The 19,618-nt window shown below is 33.8% G+C and carries 22 protein-coding genes; 8 read left to right on the top strand and 14 right to left on the bottom strand.

The window, feature by feature from the left end:
- Positions 1-248: 248 nt before the first annotated feature.
- Positions 249-749: a hypothetical protein gene (locus tag AC9UEH_RS10710; protein ID WP_509531614.1), complete on the bottom strand. Its 501-nt coding sequence runs from the start codon at positions 747-749 to the stop codon at positions 249-251.
- 3 nt (positions 750-752) lie between these two features.
- Positions 753-1,517, bottom strand: a complete 765-nt coding sequence (locus AC9UEH_RS10705) for an MBL fold metallo-hydrolase (protein WP_509531611.1) — start codon at positions 1,515-1,517, stop codon at positions 753-755.
- 90 nt (positions 1,518-1,607) lie between these two features.
- Here AC9UEH_RS10705 and AC9UEH_RS10700 point away from each other — a divergent pair, with 90 nt between their 5' ends.
- Together AC9UEH_RS10700 and AC9UEH_RS10695 are read left to right on the top strand one after the other, a co-directional pair.
- Positions 1,608-3,068 (top strand): TonB-dependent receptor, encoded by a 1,461-nt coding sequence (locus AC9UEH_RS10700; protein WP_509531608.1) that lies wholly within the window; start codon positions 1,608-1,610, stop codon positions 3,066-3,068.
- A 401-nt stretch (positions 3,069-3,469) separates the two neighbouring features.
- Positions 3,470-5,203, top strand: coding sequence for a VanW family protein (locus AC9UEH_RS10695; RefSeq protein WP_509531605.1), 1,734 nt, complete (start codon positions 3,470-3,472; stop codon positions 5,201-5,203).
- A 124-nt stretch (positions 5,204-5,327) separates the two neighbouring features.
- Here the strand turns inward: AC9UEH_RS10695 and AC9UEH_RS10690 are convergent, their stop codons facing one another.
- On the bottom strand, positions 5,328-5,762 hold the full coding sequence (locus AC9UEH_RS10690; RefSeq protein WP_509531602.1) for a DUF4268 domain-containing protein: 435 nt from the start codon (positions 5,760-5,762) through the stop codon (positions 5,328-5,330).
- A gap of 103 nt (positions 5,763-5,865) precedes the next feature.
- Here AC9UEH_RS10690 and AC9UEH_RS10685 point away from each other — a divergent pair, with 103 nt between their 5' ends.
- Both AC9UEH_RS10685 and AC9UEH_RS10680 read left to right on the top strand, forming a co-directional pair.
- Positions 5,866-6,507, top strand: a complete 642-nt coding sequence (locus AC9UEH_RS10685) for an NUDIX hydrolase (RefSeq protein ID WP_509531599.1) — start codon at positions 5,866-5,868, stop codon at positions 6,505-6,507.
- A 39-nt stretch (positions 6,508-6,546) separates the two neighbouring features.
- On the top strand, positions 6,547-7,356 hold the full coding sequence (locus AC9UEH_RS10680; RefSeq protein WP_509531596.1) for a lysophospholipid acyltransferase family protein: 810 nt from the start codon (positions 6,547-6,549) through the stop codon (positions 7,354-7,356).
- Positions 7,357-7,524: 168 nt separating this feature from the next.
- Here the strand turns inward: AC9UEH_RS10680 and AC9UEH_RS10675 are convergent, their stop codons facing one another.
- Positions 7,525-8,586 (bottom strand): DUF3810 domain-containing protein, encoded by a 1,062-nt coding sequence (locus AC9UEH_RS10675; protein WP_509531593.1) that lies wholly within the window; start codon positions 8,584-8,586, stop codon positions 7,525-7,527.
- Between the two features lie 132 nt (positions 8,587-8,718).
- Here AC9UEH_RS10675 and AC9UEH_RS10670 point away from each other — a divergent pair, with 132 nt between their 5' ends.
- The 3 genes from AC9UEH_RS10670 to AC9UEH_RS10660 all read left to right on the top strand — a co-directional run bounded on the left by AC9UEH_RS10670 (position 8,719) and on the right by AC9UEH_RS10660 (position 10,654).
- The gene (locus AC9UEH_RS10670) at positions 8,719-8,883 is read left to right on the top strand and encodes a hypothetical protein (RefSeq protein WP_509531590.1); all 165 of its coding nucleotides are present in this window, start codon (positions 8,719-8,721) and stop codon (positions 8,881-8,883) included.
- Positions 8,880-9,032 carry a hypothetical protein gene (locus tag AC9UEH_RS10665; RefSeq protein ID WP_509531587.1) on the top strand — a complete coding sequence of 51 codons (153 nt, stop codon included), beginning with the start codon at positions 8,880-8,882 and terminating at the stop codon, positions 9,030-9,032. Before AC9UEH_RS10670 ends, AC9UEH_RS10665 begins: the two co-directional genes overlap by 4 nt.
- 158 nt (positions 9,033-9,190) lie before the next feature.
- Positions 9,191-10,654 (top strand): aminoacyl-histidine dipeptidase, encoded by a 1,464-nt coding sequence (locus tag AC9UEH_RS10660; protein WP_509531584.1) that lies wholly within the window; start codon positions 9,191-9,193, stop codon positions 10,652-10,654.
- Between the two features lie 33 nt (positions 10,655-10,687).
- On the opposite strand, the gene AC9UEH_RS10655 is transcribed toward AC9UEH_RS10660, so the two are convergent.
- From AC9UEH_RS10655 to AC9UEH_RS10620, 8 genes are all read right to left on the bottom strand, one after another.
- Entirely contained in the window at positions 10,688-11,275 is a 588-nt protein-coding gene (locus AC9UEH_RS10655) for a lysoplasmalogenase (RefSeq protein WP_509531581.1), read from the bottom strand.
- A 102-nt stretch (positions 11,276-11,377) separates the two neighbouring features.
- Positions 11,378-12,649, bottom strand: coding sequence for a sterol desaturase family protein (locus tag AC9UEH_RS10650; RefSeq protein WP_509531578.1), 1,272 nt, complete (start codon positions 12,647-12,649; stop codon positions 11,378-11,380).
- A 72-nt stretch (positions 12,650-12,721) separates the two neighbouring features.
- On the bottom strand, positions 12,722-12,997 hold the full coding sequence (locus AC9UEH_RS10645; RefSeq protein ID WP_509531575.1) for an ATP-dependent Clp protease adaptor ClpS: 276 nt from the start codon (positions 12,995-12,997) through the stop codon (positions 12,722-12,724).
- Positions 12,998-13,025: 28 nt separating this feature from the next.
- Positions 13,026-13,859 carry a 50S ribosomal protein L11 methyltransferase gene (gene prmA, locus AC9UEH_RS10640; RefSeq protein WP_509531572.1) on the bottom strand — a complete coding sequence of 278 codons (834 nt, stop codon included), beginning with the start codon at positions 13,857-13,859 and terminating at the stop codon, positions 13,026-13,028.
- A gap of 230 nt (positions 13,860-14,089) precedes the next feature.
- The gene (gene tpiA / locus AC9UEH_RS10635; RefSeq protein ID WP_509531569.1) at positions 14,090-14,842 is read right to left on the bottom strand and encodes a triose-phosphate isomerase; all 753 of its coding nucleotides are present in this window, start codon (positions 14,840-14,842) and stop codon (positions 14,090-14,092) included.
- 332 nt (positions 14,843-15,174) lie between these two features.
- Complete coding sequence (locus tag AC9UEH_RS10630; protein WP_509531566.1) at positions 15,175-15,669, bottom strand: TlpA family protein disulfide reductase; 495 nt, start codon at positions 15,667-15,669, stop codon at positions 15,175-15,177.
- A gap of 85 nt (positions 15,670-15,754) precedes the next feature.
- Complete coding sequence (locus AC9UEH_RS10625; RefSeq protein WP_509531564.1) at positions 15,755-16,837, bottom strand: MauE/DoxX family redox-associated membrane protein; 1,083 nt, start codon at positions 16,835-16,837, stop codon at positions 15,755-15,757.
- Positions 16,838-16,853: 16 nt separating this feature from the next.
- Positions 16,854-17,396: a DUF1599 domain-containing protein gene (locus AC9UEH_RS10620; protein ID WP_509531562.1), complete on the bottom strand. Its 543-nt coding sequence runs from the start codon at positions 17,394-17,396 to the stop codon at positions 16,854-16,856.
- Between the two features lie 111 nt (positions 17,397-17,507).
- On the opposite strand from AC9UEH_RS10620, the gene folP reads away from it, so the two are divergent.
- On the top strand, positions 17,508-18,356 hold the full coding sequence (folP, locus tag AC9UEH_RS10615; protein WP_509531559.1) for a dihydropteroate synthase: 849 nt from the start codon (positions 17,508-17,510) through the stop codon (positions 18,354-18,356).
- A gap of 120 nt (positions 18,357-18,476) precedes the next feature.
- Here the strand turns inward: folP and rlmH are convergent, their stop codons facing one another.
- Complete coding sequence (rlmH, locus tag AC9UEH_RS10610) at positions 18,477-18,950, bottom strand: 23S rRNA (pseudouridine(1915)-N(3))-methyltransferase RlmH (protein ID WP_509531556.1); 474 nt, start codon at positions 18,948-18,950, stop codon at positions 18,477-18,479.
- 54 nt (positions 18,951-19,004) lie between these two features.
- Entirely contained in the window at positions 19,005-19,427 is a 423-nt protein-coding gene (locus AC9UEH_RS10605) for a DUF1003 domain-containing protein (protein WP_509531553.1), read from the bottom strand.
- Positions 19,428-19,618 lie beyond the last annotated feature (191 nt).

The following is a 19,618-nucleotide window of genomic DNA, read 5'->3' as shown; positions in this document are numbered from 1 at the left end:
CAGATTCACAGATTTTCAAAAATCTTTTTTAATCTGTGAATCTGTGGCAAAAAAAATCGAAGCAGAGCTTCGAGGAATTAAACCTAAAGAGATTAAACCAAAATCGACTTATAGTCAAAACAAATACGAATTAATAAGTAAACACGAATTTCACTAATTATCACGAATTTATTAGTGGAAATTCGTGTAATTCGTGGCTAATAAATTAAATTAAAAATCTGAAAATCTGTGGCTAAAAAAAACACTTACTATTTTTGAAACACTAAAGATTGGTTGACTTCAAAGGAAATACTTTTATCATCGTTTACAAAATACTTCAATAACACTTCGCCCCAATATTCACCATCGCTAAAATCGGCAATAATCCATCGGTGGTTTAGCACTTTTATCTTATTAATAATAAACTTATTAGCCCCTAATTTTTCTTGACCTGTGTATGGATTTCCAATCGGATTATCGTTAAAATCCATTAATTTATCTTTCAATAATGGAATTAATGCGACGTAATCTACATTTTTTTCTGGAACATCTGAGTAAAAATAATTCTGTGCTTTCTCATTATTTTCTAACGAAAAGTAGTTAGCATCAATCAAATTATCATTCAGTTTTGCTTCTTTAGCCAGTGATTTTTTGGTTAATTTATCGAACTGCTCTTTCTGAAAAGCCACTTCTTTTGAGTAATAAGCATAAGTGAAAACATTGAAAACCAATGCCAAAATAAAAAGGTAGAGTAAAAGGGATTGTTTCATTTTTTAAATATTAATTTCTAAATTATCGTAGGCTAAATAAACGTTTTTTGGAAGTTTTTGTTGTACTTCATCGTGAAAACCTAAAAGATGACTTATATGAGTCAAATAGGTTTTTTTAGGTTGCACCAAAGCGATGAAATCCAACGCTTCTTGCAAATTAAAATGGGTGTTGTGTGGCTCTTCCCGTAAAGCATTTACAACCAAAACATCCAAGTTTTTCAACTTTTCAAGTTCGACTTTTTCAATGGTTTTCACATCTGTAAGATAGGCGAAATCATCAATTCTATAGCCAAAAACTTGAAGGTTCCCATGCATCACATTAATAGGTATTATAGATTTTCCTCCCAAAATGAAAGGCTGATTATTGATAACTTCAATAGGAGAAACCGTTGGAGCTCCCGGATATTTATTCACCGTTTCAAAAACATAATCGAAACGTCTTTTCAGATTTTCAAGTACCCGTTGGTGCGCATATATTGGAATATTTCCTTGTTTGAAGTTAAAAGGACGAATATCATCCATTCCAGCGGTGTGATCGGAGTGTTCGTGGGTATATAAAATGGCTTCGGTTTTAGAACATTTAGAGGTTAGCATTTGTTGTCTAAAATCGGGTCCGCAATCAATTACGAAAGAAAATCCTTCCCAAGAAATCCAAACCGAAACCCGCAATCGCTTGTCTTTAGGGCTCTCACTTTGGCATACAGAATGCTGACTTCCTATAACTGGAATTCCTTGCGACGTGCCGGTGCCTAAAAAATAAACTTTCAACGAATTTCTTTTTCACAAAAATAAGATTATTTCTCTTTTATTAAAGCCCTAATTTGTTAACTTTGTAAACAAGTTATTGTAAATCATAAAATGGAGACTGAAATTAAATTAAAAGGTGACAAAGTCATCGAACAAATCCCATCTATAAAAGACAAAGCACTTCGTATCAATATGAACGAAAATATTTACGGCACTTTTGCTGAAATTGGAGCTGGTCAAGAAACGGTAAGGCATTTTTTTAGGTCTGGAGGTTCTTCAGGAACGATTGCAAAGGCAATGTCAGCCTACGATAAAGATTTTAGTGATGCCATTTATGGTGACGAGGGAGATGGCAGATATGTAACCGAAAGCAGATTGAAAAAGATGCTCTCTCACGAATATGACTTAATTGAAAAACGGTTAAGCAGAGCAAAACATCCTAATAAAATGTTTTTTAGCTACGCAAATACCGTGGCAACCATCGATTTTGCAAAACAATTCAAAGGGCACGGCTGGGTAGGAATTCGCTACCAAATTGAACCTGATGAAGATATCAATGAAATTATTATTCACATACGATTTAAGGAAACTGACGCTCGTTTGCAACAAGAAACCTTAGGCGTTTTAGGAGTAAATTTGATATATGGCGCTTTCTATAAATACAATGATCCTAAAAAATTACTTCGCTATTTATACGACCATTTAGATAAAGACCAATTAGAAATTGACACCATAAACTTTTCAGGGCCACGTTTTGCTAATGTTGACAACCGTTTGATGAGTTTGCAATTGGTAAAAAACGGAATGACCGATGCGGTAATGTTTGATCCAAATGGAAATAATATTTTACCAGCAGCGATTCTTTACAAAAAAAATATCTTGGCATTCCGTGGAAGTTTTCGTCCCGTTACGAAAGTAAATATGGATATGTACGAACATTCCTTAAAAATGTTCCTCAACGAAAATAAAGTAGATAAGGAAAATACCTTAGTAATTTTTGAAATCACACTTTCTAATTTACGTTCCGATGGAGAAATCGACGAACGTGATTTTATGGATCGAGCCGAACTGCTTTGTTCGTTAGGGCAAACTGTAATGATTTCCAACTTCCAGGAATATTATCGCGTAGTTGAATACTTCTCCAATTATACCAAAGCCCGAATGGGATTGGCAATGGGAGTCAATAACTTAATCGATATATTTGATGAAAAATACTACCGCCATTTAAGTGGTGGAATCTTAGAGGCATTTGGAAAATTATTCTATCGTGATCTAAAAGTGTTCCTTTACCCAATGCTTGGCGAAAACGGCGAAATCATAACTTCCGAAAATCTGAAAGTACATCCAAGAATGAAAGAGTTGTATAAATTCTTCAAATCCAATGGCAAAGTAATCGACATTGAAGATTTTGACCACCATAATTTAGAAGTTTTCTCTCGCGAAGTTTTGAAAATGATTAGCAACGGAAAATCCGGTTGGGAAGATATGCTACCACAAGGAATTAGTGAAATCATCAAAAAGCACCGACTTTTTGGGTTTGATTCTAATAAAGTTTTAGAAGCTAAAAACTAATTCAACACACCAATATACAAAGCCAAGAAGTACTACTATTCCTTCTTGGCTTTTTTATTACCAAATAGTTCGACTACCAAACGTTACAAAAATACCTTCAAAAAAGCTATTTTTCCTCATTATTTGGAGCGAATTGCCCTCTTGTATTTGGAATTGCAATTCCCGCTTTCCATTACAATCTGCGCTAAAAAGCGCAGGATTTCCATTGCAATCGGGGCTGAGGGAAAAATTGTTTTGATACTTTTTATATTTCGAAAAACAAAGCCTTTATTGAATATTTAAAACTACATTTGAAAATGAATAATGCGATATAAACCTTCGCCAATCTACGCAAATACGGTGTGATGAGCGAAAGTTTGTATCGCCTATAGATAAGTTATGACTAATGCTAAAAAGACACCGTGAGTAGACAGCAATTGACAGAAAAACACAGTTTCGTTAACAACACAATATTTCGACTGAAAACGGTTGTGTTGACAGGAAATCGTATTTTCAAAAATTTGCTTTATCCGACACAAAAATTCAAAGACAAAAGTCAGTTAATCAAAAAGCCAGTAATCGCATTCTCTGAAAGTGACCTTTGGAACCCATTTGACAACAAAGACAATTGGATTTTAACTGCAGGGAAAATTGAAAACTTAAGAATTTCAGCTAAAAAATTACACGGACTTGAAATTAAAGCAAACGAAGTTTTTAGCTTTTGGAAACATATTGGTAATCCGAACTTTGGACAAGGCTACGTAATTGGTAGAGAAATTAGAGAAGGTTGTATCGTTCCAACCATTGCGGGTGGACTTTGCCAACTCTCAAATGCTTTGTATGATACTGCACTTAATGCAAATTTTGACATAGTTGAAAGGCACAAACACACCAAAGTAATCAAAGGCTCACTTGCCGAACAAGACCGAGATGCAACAGTAAAATGGAATTACATTGATTTACGTTTCAAATCTTCCTTTGACTTTAGAATTGAAATAGAGTTAACTTCGGATAAGTTGGTTGTGTGCTTTAGAAGTAAACAGAAGAATGTTAAAGCAACTGACGAAAAATTTGACTTGAGATATTCTAACAAACTTAATGACTGCTACTCTTGCGGAAATTTTGCTTGTTTTAAACACCCCGACAGAACATCTTTAAAACAAGAAATTGCCACGACCACTTTTATTCTCGATGAAAAATGGCCTGAGTATGACAAGTATATAACAGAAACTGCTACAGCATCCGACAATTTCATTTTACCGCTTAAGAAAAACAGATTTATAAAAACAGACCGATATTATTGGACTTCTGCAAATCCTCAAAAAACCAAAACGACAGATTCTCAGGGAATTTACAGAGCGATAAAACTCAGATTTGCACCTAAAAATAAAAATAATGTTTTTGAACTTGGGCTACAACTAGACAAAAAAATAGCAACGGCATCAGCTAGACAAATTCCAATTGACTCAACGCATTTAGTCATTTCTCAAAACTTGCTCCCTTTCATTTATGAAACAGGTGTTTTGGGCGGTAGGACATTTGATGTTTTAATGACAAGACTACCATTTAAAAAACTTCACGAAAGACTTGATTTTGCATTTAATATCCATTCAGAAAGTCCAACACTAAAAGACTTTAGAGCCGATAAAGAATTAATTGAAACTGAAAATAAGGCGTTGACTAAAGCAAGAAAAATAATTACACCACATTCAGAAATTGCTGAAATATTTAAGAATAAGGTTGTTAAATTAAATTGGGAAACTCCTCTTTCGACAAACGGACAAACAAATGGAATCAAGGTACTTTTTCCTGCTTCTGCGGTTGGAAGAAAAGGCGCATATGAAATCAGAAGACTAGCAAAAGAATTAAATCTTAACTTGACCATTTCGGGCAGGACAATAGAAACCGAAAATTTTTGGGAAGACTTAAAGACCGAAAAGTTTAATGGAGCTTTTGACCAAATCGGACTTATAGTTTACCCGACATTTGTAGAACACCAACCAAGACAAATTTTGAAAGCAATTTCTAAAGGAGTTAAGGTTGTTACAACAACTGCTTGTGGACTTGACGGTTCAGACCTTGTTGAAATAGTAGAAATAAATAATTTTGAACAACTAAAAAATGCAGTTGAAAAGCGGACAGAAAAGAAGCACTAGGCATAACACGGGTTTGGCAAAAGTGGCGGTTCAGTGCTCCCCGCTATCGCGAGCGTCTCGCTCGTGTCCACAAGAAATAAAAATCCTATCCGAAGTATTTAAAATAGTCCAAAATCAATCGGCATCACTCAATATCTTTAATATATTCGTCGTATTCTGAATAAAACAGTTCTAAAGCACTCATTTTTTCATTGAAAAAAACAAAGATTTCATCCCAATATTTTTGATTGCTCACACTTACATTTAATTTTTCAACCCAAATTCGGCTAATCGTTTTTCCGTTTTCTAAACTGAAATATTTCTCAAATACTAAATCTGAAATAAATTCCTCATCCAAAATATTTTTCAAGGATTCTAACTTTTCAAAATATTGAATTCGCTTGATTTCATTGCGATGTTCAATGTCAATTTGCACTTGAGCTTTGGTGTTTTCAACATAAAATTTAAAAGAAAAATCTTTAATTTTCGTGTCATAAAGAACCCATTTCCTAGGATATTTTTCGGAAAATGTAACCCAAAATTCTCTTTTTAATTTTTGATTTTCTTCTTTACTATACATTAGTGCTTAATTTATCTTTTAATCTTGATTTTCAAATAGTTGCAAATATCGATTTTCTAAACTACTTTTATAATGATTTTAAATACAAAAATAGGATATCAATATGGATTTTACAGAGTTTTTGAAATATGTTCCAAAAATAGAAAAAGAAAAACTTCTAGCAGAAGAAGCGCACCTAAAAATGTCGCCTGCAGAACGTATTTTAGCTGTTAATAAAGTAGATTATTTGAATAAAAATCCACGAAAAGCGGCTGTAATGATGCTTATATATCCGAAAAATAACTCAAGCTTTTTAGCATTGATTATCAGAAATTCTAGTACTGGAGTCCATTCTTCACAAATTGCCTTTCCAGGCGGAAAAGCAGAATTGGAAGACAAATCACTGCAATATACCGCACTTCGAGAAACCCATGAAGAAATCGGAATACATCCCAAAAAAATCAAAGTTATAAAAGCGTTTACAGAAATTTATATACCTCCAAGTAATTTTTTAGTCGCCCCTTTTTTAGGAATTAGCTATTCCGAATTGATATTTACGAAGCAAATTGAAGAAGTCGCAGGAATTATTGAACTCCCAATAATTGATCTTTTGAACGAGGAAAATATCGTAACAAAAAGAATGGATACTTCGTATGGTTCTGATATTGATGTGCCTATGTTCAAAATTAACGAACATTATGTTTGGGGAGCCACCGCTATGATGATGAGCGAATTGAAAGAAGTTCTCAAAAATTCTTTTAAATAATAATTTTGTAAATTTGCCATTAGTATTTACAAAAAAATTATGTTTTCACTTAAAAGAAACCCATTCGGACATATTCTATTCCTAAAAAAATGGCTAATCAGAATTTTTGCAGTCTTAACACACAAACGCTACCGAGGGTTCAATCAACTTCAAATTGAAGGCTCTGAAATCATTAGGTTGTTACCAGAGACGAACGTGCTTTTCATTTCCAACCACCAAACTTATTTTGCCGATGTAGTGGCAATGTTTCACGTGTTTAACGCCAGTTTAAGCGGTCGTCAAGATTCAATAAAAAACGTAGGATACATTTGGAAACCAAAATTAAACATCTATTATGTTGCTGCAAAAGAAACCATGCAAGCAGGACTTCTTCCTAAAATTTTGTGCTATGCAGGCGCTATAACTGTCGAAAGAACCTGGCGATCTTGTGGAAAAGATGTAACCGAAAAACGAGATATTAATCCAATTGACACCGAAAACATAAAAATTGCACTAGCTGATGGTTGGGTAATTACCTTCCCGCAAGGCACCACAAAATCATTTAAACCAGTTCGAAAAGGCACCGCACACATCATCAAACAGCATCGTCCAATTGTAATCCCTATTGTAATTGACGGTTTCCGTCGTTCCTTTGATAAAAAAGGTTTACGCATGAAAAAGAAAGGAATTTTACAATCTTTTATCATAAAGCCACCCTTGGAAATCGATTATGAAAATGATACAATTGAGCAAATTGTCGAAAAAGTGGAATTTGCTATCGAGCAACACCCGTCTTTTCTAAAAGTCATTCCTGCCGAAGAAATCGAAGCACAGGAAGCGTTGAATAAAACTCGAAAATGGGAATATTAATACTTTTTGAAGCGAATTGTTCCCACATTTTAAGAAGTTATAATTCCTGCTGTCCATTGCAATCCACGAGATTGCTTCGTTCCTCGCAATGACGTGGGATTTCCATTTCCATCAGGGCTAAACTAAAAATCATTTGATTACTAGGAATTGTCCGAAAAATAAACTTCCCTAAAACGATTTATCTTTATAGTAATTCACCATCAAATCTACAAACTTACTATAACCTTCCAAACCGTCTTTTTGCTGATTGAATTTCAGGAAATTATCGTAAAATATTTGGAATCCTTTTTCTATAAAAGTTTCATATTGCTTCCAAAAATCTTCACTTTCCTTGTAGTTTTTCAAAATTCCTGGATGAACTGTTTTAAGTAGTTCCTCGAAAACTTTTTCATCACGAGTTTGCCAATTTCCCAAACAATACCGCAACGCATAACTGTATCCCGAATATTGAAAATACACATTTTTATTTTTTATAGAAGCTAAAAAACCAATAAAATTAGCCTCACTTTCTGAAGCATAGCCCAATTGATGTGCCATTTCGTGACAAACAGTTGTTGGAAAATTATACATCGGTCCTTTGTCATTTACCTGAGCTTCATTGGTAAACGGATTCAAATAACCCCCAAAACCCATATAACTTAAGGGCAAACTAATAAGCGATTTCTTAACACTTGGATTGGTATATTCAAAACTTGAAAATTGATTAGAAAGCAATTGAAAACCCGTTAAATTCATCTCAAATACCTGCTCTTGCGAATACGGAAAAACAACTTTCAAACTGTCATTTTTCTCAATTTGATTTTGAATTTCATTTGTTTTGGCAATCAATACTTTTGTAAATTTCAACAAATCTTCATTGGAATATTTCCGTTCAATAGCCATTTTTTCAAATAATGGCATCCGATGATAATTCATTGCCCAAAGCAAATTAAACAAAAAATAAAACACCGACAGAAAACTCAGCACCTGTAAAGCCGAATCCTTCCAATTCAATTTCCCCAATTTACGTTGTTGGTAAAACCATCTTAAAATTAAAAACACCACTACAAAATAAATACAATCGCCAAAAGAAAAAGGAAAACTGCCAAATACAATTCGAGAAAATTTGGAAATATAAACATACAAACCATTACTGTAATAGCGCTCTACCACTTCTGGGAAAAACGAAATCAACTGTAAAAATAGAATTTGAATGAACAGTATTAATGGAAGAATGTATTTTCGTTGCACCGTTTTAGATTTGCCATAAAAATAACAATTAAAAAGTTACTGTACCTTATTTATTTGTAAATTTGTATTCAGATAAAAGTAAGGATGACACAAATAACATTAAATATTCCAGACAACGAACTCTCTTTTTTTATGAAATTAATAGAAAAATTCAATTACGAAACGGTAATAAATGAGTTTTCTATAAATCAAGAAATGATGAATTTGTTAGATGAGAGAAGAGCAACTGCAAAAACAGATGATTTTATTCCTTGGAACGATGCAAAAAATCAATTGCAGTTTAAATCCAAAGGATGATTTATAAAATTGTAATTGAGCCAAGAGCAATCTTAGACATTCAAAATGCAATAGATTATTACGACTCAAAGCAAATTGGATTAGGCGAATATTTTTACAAAGTGGTCAATGAACACATTGAAACTTTGATTAAAAGCCCTTTTTTTTAAATCCGTTATAAAGATTATCACGGTTTTCCAATTCATAAATTTCCATTTATTATCTTCTATTATATTGATGAAAATCTAAAAACTATCTTCATAATCTCTGTTTTTAATACTGCATTGAACCCCATAAATTATCCACAATAAAATTAAAAAACACATAAATGAGCCAAGAAATTAGAAACCTCGAACCAAAAGCACTTTGGAATAAATTTGCCGATTTGAATGCGGTACCGCGTCCTTCCAAAAAAGAAGAACGTGTAATTGAATTTATGAAAGACTTCGGAAATAGTTTAGTATTAGAAACTTTTGAAGATGAAATTCGTAATGTAATTATCAGAAAACCAGCAACTTCAGGAATGGAAAATCGCAAAGCCGTTGTTCTTCAAGGGCATTTGGATATGGTGCACCAAAAAAATTCTGATACTGTTTTTGACTTTGACACACAAGGAATTGATATGTATGTTGATGGCGACTGGGTTCGTGCTCGTGGCACCACTTTAGGTGCAGATAACGGTCTTGGAGTAGCTATGATAATGGCAATTTTAGAAAGTAAAACCATTCAACATCCTGCCATTGAAGCGTTATTTACCATAGACGAAGAAACAGGAATGACTGGGGCTTTGAACCTAAAAGGCGGCATTCTAAAAGGTGAAATCCTTTTGAATATGGACACCGAAGAAGACGATGAAATTGATATTGGTTGCGCCGGTGGAATTGATGTAACCGCTACAAGAAGCTATAATGAAGAGGAAACCCCTGAAGGTTCTGTGGGATATACAATTACTGTAAAAGGCTTGAACGGCGGACATTCAGGAATGGATATTCACAAAGGTTTGGGTAATGCCAATAAAATAATGAACCGATTATTGTTTGATGCTTTCGAGAATTTCGGACTTCAAGTGGCTGAAATTAACGGTGGAAGTTTACGAAATGCTATACCAAGAGAAAGTGTTGCCAAAATTATTGTGGCTCAAATGTATGACGAAGCATATGTTTTTGATATGCAAGAAATTATCAATGATATCAAAACCGAATTCAAAACAACAGAACCTAATTTGACCATTGAAATCGTAAAATCGGAATTGCCTTCAAAAGTAATGGATTTGGGAGTTCAAGAAGGAATTATTCGTTCGATTTATGTGGCTCATAATGGCGTTTATCGCATGAGTGCCGATATGGAAAATTTGGTTGAAACTTCTAATAATGTGGCAAGAATCATCATTAAAGATGGGGAAATTACCATTGGTTGCTTGACCCGTTCTTCAGTTGAAACTTCCAAATTTGATTTGGCTAATGTCTTGCGCTCTGCTTTTGAATTGTGTGGTTGCGAAGTTACATTAGCGGGTTCTTACCCAGGTTGGACGCCAAATGTAAAGTCTGAAATCTTGGATGTTTTGGTTGCTATTTATGAGAAGCAAAACAACGACAAACCAAAAGTTGTGGCGTGTCACGCAGGATTAGAATGTGGAATATTAGGAACCAATTACCCTGATATGGATATGATTTCTTTTGGACCTACTATTCACGGAGCGCATTCACCAGATGAAAGAGCTAGTATCAAATCGGCACAAAAATTTTGGAAATTTGTATTGGAAATTTTGGAAAGTATACCTGTGAAAAAATAATAGAAATCTATTTTAAATGTTTTTTTTTAATTATTAAAGTTCTTTTTTAAAATTAAATGAAGAAACGACTCCACGCACAATTCCAAATTGGGCTGTCAAATAAGTTACCATAATTAAAAAAGAAGCATATTCAAAAGAAGATTGAAATTTATTGATTGCCAAAAAGCTATCGGATGCTACAAAAGCTATAGCTCCAAAAAGTATAAAAAATCGGGTGGGTTTTTTCCAAATAAAAAAACCGCGCCATGCAAAGGCTAACATGACGGATATAGTTAAGGCATAGATACTTACAGGGACTTTTAAATTTCCTAATTTAGGTAAAAGCAATGCTAATAAGCTTTGTAAGTAAATTAATATTAAGATAATACCCGCCCAAAAAACCAAATTTTTCTTATAGGCTGCCGTTGTTCCAAGTTTAGAAAATAAGTATATATTAAAAACATGAGCCATTAAAAACGAGAGTAAACCAGTTGTAAAAAAAAGCTCGCCTTTAGACGTAAACAGTAATAAAAGGTCACCTACCCAAGAGAAAATTAACCCAAGCAAAAGAAATTTCTTAGCAGAAAATGCCTCTTGATAATAGACATACAAAATCAATAACGGCATTAATAAAGGTTTCAAAAATGCTGAAATATTTCCGTAATCTAGAAAAATAAGTAGCAGATTAGTAGCCGCTACTAGAAGGTATAATTTTAAAAATATTGATTTGTTCATATTATAAATTTAAATAGATTGGGGAATAGGTGGTGTTTTTTTAAAGACAAAAAATACAAAATAAACAGTGACCAATAACGAGAATAAAAGGTAACTCAAAATCATATAATTCCCTCTAGTAGTAAGACTGTTCAGCCCAAACCAATCGCCTAAACGAAGAATGATTGCAATCCCAAAAAGCAACCTCAAACCTTCCCAAAAAAAGGCAGAAGGACGGTTGTCCATTAGCTCAGAATAACTAAAAATAGTTAAGTACAAAAAGGCACCATAGATAAAAATATTTGGCATTCCAATTGTGGCAATGTTATTGAACAAGTAACTCACAAAGATTAGGGTGACAAGCGCTTGTGTTACTGACCAATAAATTAGTTTTTTGGAATGTGAAGAATTATATTTTTGAAACGCAAATACGTCTTTTATCTTCAGAACAGGATATATTTCCTCGAAGTTTTCAGGCCTCCAGCCAGTGGGTTTAAACCAAATCGTTAATTTGTCTTTCCAATTTTTACTTCGCCAAGCATCAGAAATCAAAAGTTGTAAATGCTGGAAGTTTATCCGAATTGGATTCCATGTTTGCGCAGGTCTTGTTATGCCAAATACAGCAGGAACGGTATTTAATTCTGCTTGGAAAGTTCCAAAAAGCTTATCCCAAATAATAAATATTTGTGAATGGTTTTTATCCATATACTCTGGATTTATGGCGTGATGTACTCGGTGGTGTGATGGTGTGACTAGGATTTTTTCAAGAAAACCCATTTTTTTGATATAGGTCGTGTGGTACCAAAATTGCAGAAACAACTGTATGGGAAGTGTAATCACAATCACTTTAGTAGGCACTCCAAGAAGTGCCGCAGGGAGTAACAAAAAAGTAAATAGATTTACGAAACTAGATATGGTTTGTCGTAAAGCACAAGCCAAATTAAACTCTTCACTACTATGATGAATGGCATGTTTGTTCCATAAAAAATTGATTTGGTGTGCCAATCTATGTCCCCAGTAACCATAAAAATCAATGGCTATAAAAGCAATACTATAAGTTATAAAATTAGCTTCTAAATGAAAAATACCAACCTTTGAAAGCATCCAATTGTAAGAAATAAAAGTGACGCTAAGACCTAATACATCTTTCACAGAATTGGTCATTCCCGAACTTATACTGGAAACGCTATCCATCAACGGGATTTTATGTTTAAATTTAAAATACCCATACGCCATTTCAATTAGTATTAATACTAAAAAAAGTGGCATTGCAATGATTAAGATTTTGCCGTACTGTTCCATTTAGCTGTTGATTTCATTATTAATTGTTTAAAAAATTAAAAGATTTAACTTTTTAACCCCGATTAAACTTTTTCAAACTATTTCCGCACTCAATCCCGCTTCTAATAATTGCAAACATTGTGGCGTTAGTTCCTTAATAGAGCCTGTTTTTACAGTGCATTTTCCTTTGTAATGTATAATCAACGAGCATTGTTCTGCTTGCTCCGCAGTATGGTTGCAAACCCGAATTAAGGTGTCTATCACGTGGTCAAAAGTATTTACATCGTCGTTATACATTACGATTTCATTGTCAAATGCGATGCTTTCTTTCAATATTACTTTTTCGCGAACTTTTTCTTTTGTACTCATAGCTTTTGAATTTATGAACTTACAACGTCTAATTTACATATTTTAATGACACCCAATTGTTTCTCTCCAACTTTTTAACATATGTTAATCCTTTTTCGGTGCAAGAAGCATCAATAAACGGAATGTCTTCCTTATAGAATCCACTCAATAGCAAGGTTCCGTTTTTATTCAAACAGTCCACATAACTTTGCATATCATTCAACAAAATATTACGGTTAATATTGGCGATAATCACATCATATTGCTTGCCATTCAACAAAGTTGCTTCTCCTTCGTAAACTGTAATTTGACTACAATTATTGCGTTCTACATTTTCAATAGAATTCAGGTAACACCAATTGTCAATATCAATGGCGTCAATAGGTTGCGCTCCTTTCATTTCTGCTAAAATGGCTAAAATGGCTGTTCCGCAACCCATGTCCAACGTCTTTTTTCCAGCCACATCCGTTTCTAATAAATGCTGAATCATCATGTGGGTGGTTTCGTGGTGTCCAGTTCCGAAACTCATTTTTGGCTCGATTACAATATCATATTCCGCATCAGTTTTTGGATGAAAAGGAGCGCGAACATGGCAAATTCCATCAACCTCTATGGCTTCAAAATTCTTTTCCCATTCTTCATTCCAATTTACTTGCTCGATTTCTTCGATGGTATAGGAAACAACAAATTCAGGAGAACTAAGAATGTGCAAATCCTCTAAAATATTCTCAGTCCAAAATTGTTTTTGAATGTAGGCCACCACTCCAAAGTCGCTTTCAATAAAGCTTTCAAAAGGCAATTCTCCTAATTCAGCAACTAGTATTTCCGATCCTAATTCTTTTGGTTCCACCGCAAAATGAAATCCTAAATATATGTTTGACATGTTTTTTATTTGTTTTACCACGAAGGTTTTTTTACCGCAAAGTTCGCAAAGGTTTTACGCAAAGTTTGCAAAGTTTTTTCACCACAAAAGGCACATTAGAAAAGCAAAAGCAATAAAGTTTTTTTGCCACGAATTATACGAATTATCTCGAATTTTTAATCTGTGTAAATCAGTGTAATCTGTGTGATTTTTAGTCTATTATCTATTAATCTATTATCTTTTTGTCTTTTTTAAATCGCATTTACGATGGCTGCAAAATCATCTGCTTTCAACGCGGCACCACCAATTAATCCCCCATCTACATCGGGTTTTGAGAAAATTTCTTTGGCATTGTCCGGTTTAACACTTCCACCATAAAGGATTGAAACATCTTCAGCTACATCGCTTCCAAAAGCTTTTCTAACCGTTTCTCTAATGAATTCATGCATTTCTTGGGCTTGTTCTGGACTTGCAGTTTCCCCAGTTCCAATAGCCCAAACTGGCTCGTAAGCCAAGATGATATTTTCCCAAGAAGCGGCTTGAATATGAAACAAACCATCTCTCAATTGGTTTTCAACGATGTTAAAGTGATTTCCCGATTGACGGTCTTTCAATTCTTCGCCAAAGCAAAAAATAGCGGTCATGTTGTGTTTTATCGCAGTATCCACTTTAAAAGCAATCATCGCATCGGTTTCGTGAAAATACGCACGACGCTCAGAATGCCCAAGGATTACAATATTTACTCCAATACTTTGAAGCATATCGGCAGAGATTTCACCTGTATAAGCACCACTTTCCGCTTGGTGCATGTTTTGTGCTGCTACGCCAATATTGGTATATTCCAAATGATTTACAGCCGATGATAAATTTACGAATGTAGGCGCAATAATAATTTGAACTTCCTTATCTGTTGGTAATTTTTCGATTAATTCGTTCAATAAATCTTCCGTTTCCTCTGCATTTTTATGCATCTTCCAGTTTCCTGCTACAATTTTAGTTCTCATTATGATTGTTTAATTATGAATTATAAGTTATTGGTTGTAAGTTATTGGTTGTAAGTTGTGGCTCATTACCTCGGTTGCTACTTTCGACTTTAAGACTTTCGACATTCGATTTTTTTATTCTTAACCGCAAAGGACGCAAAGTTTTACGCAAAGTTCGCAAAGTTCATTTTGCCACGAATTATCCCGAATTATCCCGAATTTTAAAATCTACTATCTCTTTATCTATTATCTTTCATCTTTCATCTATTATCTTTCATCTATTATCTTTCATCTTTCATCTTTCATCTTTCATCTTTCATCTTTTTTCGACATTAAGACTTTCGACATTCGACTTATATATCCTCTTTCAACGTTTTCTGAATCAATTCAAAATCCGTTTCGATGGCTCTGTACAAGCTTATTTGTCCTTTTTTGTTGACAATGATGTATCTCGGAATCCAATCTAAATCAATGGACTTCCCGAAAGAACCTTTCTGTCCGTCTTTAATTAAATAGTGATTTCCTTTTAATTCGTGCTTTTCAATTCCCTCTTTCCACTTGTCCAAAGTTTTATCACAAGATAAAAACACGTAAACTACATCCGGATTATTCGCTTGTAACTCCTTGATTTTTGGCATTGCTTTCACGCAGTCGCCACACCACGAAGCCCAACATTCCAATACAATTGTTTTGCCTTTGTGTTTTTCTAAAATGGATTGAAAGGTCACTTCTGAACCGTCAAATGCAACTAAGGTTTCAGCCAACGCTTCTTTTGAGAACGACTTTTTTTGTGCATTGGAACAAGAAAAGGAAACTACGGCAACTAATAAAGCAAGTATTTTTTTCATTATTAAGGGGTTTTATTTATGTTAAATTATTTTTATATTAAACTATTCTACGATTAACCTTTTTGCTTTTTTAACGATTAACCTTTTATTTGCTTTTCAACGCAGAATATGGTTTTTGAACCATTGCTCTGAATTCACTTGCATTGAATTTAGTATCGGTAATTCCGAAATAGTATTTCATCTCATTTCCATTCCATAAATATTTCACGCCAGGGGTATCTTTTCCAGTGCCTAAAGCATTCCAAAAAGGAATAATTTCAATGATTTTATAGGGATATTCAGCACCTGCAAATTTGAAAAATTCGGGAATTAAATCGGCTTCTTCATTCATAAAGATGATTCTAATTTCAGGGAAATTCTTCACTTTGGCATTCATTTCGGTCAATTCTTTTGCAGCAACTCTACAATGATCGCAACCTGGAACAAAGTAACATAGTACTTTTTTGCCGTTGTCAATCTGAGAGAAATAAGTGGTATAACCTGATTTTTTTTGCAAAGGTTCGTCTTTGATTGCAGCGACTACTTTTTTCAAAGTATCCGATTTTACCGTTTTCACAATCGAATCTGATTTTACGGGAGCTATTGTTTCTATTGGTGTTGTTTCTTCAGATTCTTTACTTGTAACATCCACAAAATTTGATTTGGCTTGAATTGGCGCCAACATAAATAATAGTAATATAAATGCCAAAGTAATCGTTGATAGTAACCAAAAATTGCTTTTGCTTTCGTCTTTTTTAGGCATTACTTTCAATAAAATAACCAAAAGAATAATCGCAACAATATTTTTCAGAATGGCCTCAATTGGCGTCATTGGCAACAAACTTCCAAAACAACCACAGTTTCCCGAGTTGCCACCATTTTGAAAAGTTACAATACTAAGATGCGTTGTAAATACAGCTAGCATTAATAAAGTGGCAGGAATTACCAATTTTCTTAAGTAATGCTTTTGCAAAATTAATACGCCCAAGGCAAATTCTATACCGATTAATATTCGAGAGAAATAGGAAGCGACCTCTTCAGAAAATCCTAACGGATACAATTGTTTTACTTCAAAAGTGGAGATGGCAAAGTAAGGCGATGGGTATAATTTGGCTACCGCCGATAATAAAAACAAGAAGGCAATACTGCTTCGAATTGCTATTGGAACATATTTTTCACGAGAAGTCATGAGCGAATATTTAGTATTATTTATGAAATTTCATCAAAATCAAAGCGAAAACAGCATAGTTAATCATGTCTTGATAATTGGCATCAATTCCTTCTGAAACTAAGGTTTTACCTTTGTTATCTTCTATTTGTTTTACACGAAGCAATTTCTGCAAAATCAAATCTGTTAATGAATTGACACGCATTTCACGCCAAGCTTCCCCGTAATCATGATTTTTATTTTGCATTAATTCCTTGGTTTCCTTTATTTTACTATCATAAAATTGTGTCGCTTTTTCAACATCCAAATCAGGTTGTTCTACCACGCCTAATTCCAATTGGATTAACGCCATTATGGAATAATTGATAATCCCAATGAATTCTCCAGCTTCTCCTTCATCTACTTTCCGAACATCGTTTTCTTGCAAACTACGAATTCTTTGCGCTTTGATATAAATCTGATCTGTCAATGATGGTAATCTCAAAATACGCCATGCGCTCCCGTAATCTTTCATTTTATTGATAAACAGCGAACGACAAATTGCGATTACCTTATCATATTCTTGAGAAGTAGTATCCATTTAATGATGTATATTTGTATAAATTTCTCCAAAAATAAGAATTATTTCTTATTGATGTATGAACATTAACGATTATCAAGGTAGTTTTTTTGAAAACAACACTTTTTAGCTATGACGATTAATTGCAAAGGTCAACTTATAGATTTATCTACTCCCAAAATCATGGGGATTTTGAACGTTACACCCAATTCATTTTATGACGGTGGGAAATTTACTTTAAGTGAAAACGGACTTTCACAAGTTGGAAAAATGCTTGAAGAAGGCGCGACTTTCATTGATATTGGAGCCTATTCAAGTAAGCCCAACGCAGAATTTGTTTCACAGGAAGAGGAACGCAGTAGGATTTTGCCTGTCGTACAAGGTATTTTGAAACAATTCCCCGACGCCTTACTGTCAATTGATACTTTCAGAAGTGAAATTGCAGCCCTTTGCATCGAAAATGGAGCGGCTATAATCAATGATATTTCGGCAGGAAATTTGGATGAAAAGATGATGGAAGTAGTCGCTAAATATAATGTTCCTTATATAATGATGCACATGCGGGGCACGCCACAAACCATGCAATCGCAAACCAATTATGAGAATATTATCAAAGAAATGTTGTTTTATTTCTCTGAAAAAGTAAACAAAGCAAGAAGCCTTGGAATCAATGATTTGATTATCGATACAGGCTTTGGATTTGCCAAAACATTGGAACAGAATTATGAAGTTTTGCAGAACTTGGAGCTCTTTCAAATGTTAGATTTACCACTATTAGCAGGCATTTCAAGAAAATCGATGGTTTATAAACCTTTAGGATTAACCGCCAATGAAGCTTTAAATGGAACTACGGTTTTAAATACCATTGCATTGTCAAAAGGGGCGAATATTCTTCGTGTTCATGATGTTAAAGAAGCGTTGGAATGTATTACTTTGTATGAAAGGAGTTATAAGTTGTTGGTTTTAGGTTGTTGGTTTTAGGTTGTTGGTGAGTACTAGACATCTTATACGTTCAACATTAAGACTTTGGACTTTTTTCGTCTATTATCTTTTTGTCTATTATCTCTTCTTAAATCTGAAATCAAAAATCTGAAATTAATTTCACTGATGATGATACGGTTCATTTTTCAAAATTGTAAAGCCACGATATACTTGCTCGATAAAAAACAAGCGCACCATTTGGTGTGACAACGTCATTTGCGAAAGCGAAATTTTTCCATTTGCTTTAGCGTAAACAGTATCCGAAAAACCGTAAGGACCACCAATTATAAATACTAAAGTCTTAATTCCAGCATTCATTTTCTTTTGTAATTCATCGGAGAAACCTACACTTGAAAATGATTTTCCGTTTTCATCTAATAATATTAGGTTGTCTGTTGGCGAAATTTTAGACAATATCAATTCACCCTCTTTTTCCTTTTGCTGGCTTTCGGAAAGGTTTTTTACATTTTTAATATCTGGAATAATATCCAAATCAAACTTGATATAAAAAGACAATCTTTTGGTGTAATCGTCAATTAAAGATTGCAAGGCTTTGTTATCGGTTTTACCAATAGCGATAAGTTTGATATTCATAATATTGGAATTAAAAAACGCAAATATAAAAAAGAATTTACTGCTAAATCAAGATTATTTAGCCTGATTGCTTTTTAATTCCTCAAGAAGTACAATAATTTTATCTAATTTTTCGACTTCAATGGTATTCAATTTTAATGTTAATGCTTCAATTTCTAATTTTGCATCAATATTCGTTTGATAATCAGCTTCTGCATGTTCGCGATCTCTTTCGTTTTGTCGGTTTTGCGCCATCATAATAATAGGAGCAGCATAAGCAGCTTGGGTAGAAAAAACAAGATTTAGTAGAATAAACGGATACACATCCCAATGGTAGGCAAATCCAATAATGTTTAAAACCATCCACAATACAACCAATATTGTTTGAACAATTATAAAGCGCCAAGAACCCATTCCGTTTGCTACAGAATCAGCTAATCGGTTCCCAAAACTTAATTTTTCCGCATGCTTTTCATGCCAATTGATAGGATTTCCCATATAAATAAATTTTTTATTAGTTATAAATGTAATGATTTAAATGTAATTTTTTGTTTTCTTATTGTCTTTGTGGGCACGGATTAAAAATCTGCGCTATCGAAACGGGTATCGATACGGCTCAAATCCGAGCCATCCGGGTTATTAGACAGTTTGACGTCAGACTGTGAAAAAACCCCACAATCTTCTCAACA

Source organism: Flavobacterium sp. (genome assembly GCF_040402835.1).
GTDB lineage: Bacteria > Bacteroidota > Bacteroidia > Flavobacteriales > Flavobacteriaceae > Flavobacterium.
This window is presented reverse-complemented; position numbering and strand designations above follow the sequence as displayed.

Excerpts from the sequence above, each read along its gene's own strand:
- AC9UEH_RS10700 (WP_509531608.1), top strand. The coding sequence starts at position 1,608 with ATGGAGACTGAAATTAAATTAAAAGGTGACAAAGTCATCGAACAAATC.
- folP (WP_509531559.1), top strand. The coding sequence starts at position 17,508 with ATGACGATTAATTGCAAAGGTCAACTTATAGATTTATCTACTCCCAAA.
- AC9UEH_RS10620 (WP_509531562.1), bottom strand. The coding sequence starts at position 17,396 with ATGGATACTACTTCTCAAGAATATGATAAGGTAATCGCAATTTGTCGT.
- AC9UEH_RS10685 (WP_509531599.1), top strand. The coding sequence starts at position 5,866 with ATGGATTTTACAGAGTTTTTGAAATATGTTCCAAAAATAGAAAAAGAA.
- AC9UEH_RS10625 (WP_509531564.1), bottom strand. The coding sequence starts at position 16,837 with ATGACTTCTCGTGAAAAATATGTTCCAATAGCAATTCGAAGCAGTATT.
- AC9UEH_RS10645 (WP_509531575.1), bottom strand. The coding sequence starts at position 12,997 with ATGAGTACAAAAGAAAAAGTTCGCGAAAAAGTAATATTGAAAGAAAGC.
- AC9UEH_RS10605 (WP_509531553.1), bottom strand. The coding sequence starts at position 19,427 with ATGGGAAATCCTATCAATTGGCATGAAAAGCATGCGGAAAAATTAAGT.
- AC9UEH_RS10690 (WP_509531602.1), bottom strand. The coding sequence starts at position 5,762 with ATGTATAGTAAAGAAGAAAATCAAAAATTAAAAAGAGAATTTTGGGTT.
- AC9UEH_RS10630 (WP_509531566.1), bottom strand. The coding sequence starts at position 15,669 with ATGAAAAAAATACTTGCTTTATTAGTTGCCGTAGTTTCCTTTTCTTGT.
- AC9UEH_RS10650 (WP_509531578.1), bottom strand. The coding sequence starts at position 12,649 with ATGGAACAGTACGGCAAAATCTTAATCATTGCAATGCCACTTTTTTTA.
- AC9UEH_RS10665 (WP_509531587.1), top strand. The coding sequence starts at position 8,880 with ATGATTTATAAAATTGTAATTGAGCCAAGAGCAATCTTAGACATTCAA.
- AC9UEH_RS10680 (WP_509531596.1), top strand. The coding sequence starts at position 6,547 with ATGTTTTCACTTAAAAGAAACCCATTCGGACATATTCTATTCCTAAAA.
- AC9UEH_RS10670 (WP_509531590.1), top strand. The coding sequence starts at position 8,719 with ATGAAATTAATAGAAAAATTCAATTACGAAACGGTAATAAATGAGTTT.
- AC9UEH_RS10660 (WP_509531584.1), top strand. The coding sequence starts at position 9,191 with ATGAGCCAAGAAATTAGAAACCTCGAACCAAAAGCACTTTGGAATAAA.
- AC9UEH_RS10710 (WP_509531614.1), bottom strand. The coding sequence starts at position 749 with ATGAAACAATCCCTTTTACTCTACCTTTTTATTTTGGCATTGGTTTTC.
- rlmH (WP_509531556.1), bottom strand. The coding sequence starts at position 18,950 with ATGAATATCAAACTTATCGCTATTGGTAAAACCGATAACAAAGCCTTG.
- tpiA (WP_509531569.1), bottom strand. The coding sequence starts at position 14,842 with ATGAGAACTAAAATTGTAGCAGGAAACTGGAAGATGCATAAAAATGCA.
- prmA (WP_509531572.1), bottom strand. The coding sequence starts at position 13,859 with ATGTCAAACATATATTTAGGATTTCATTTTGCGGTGGAACCAAAAGAA.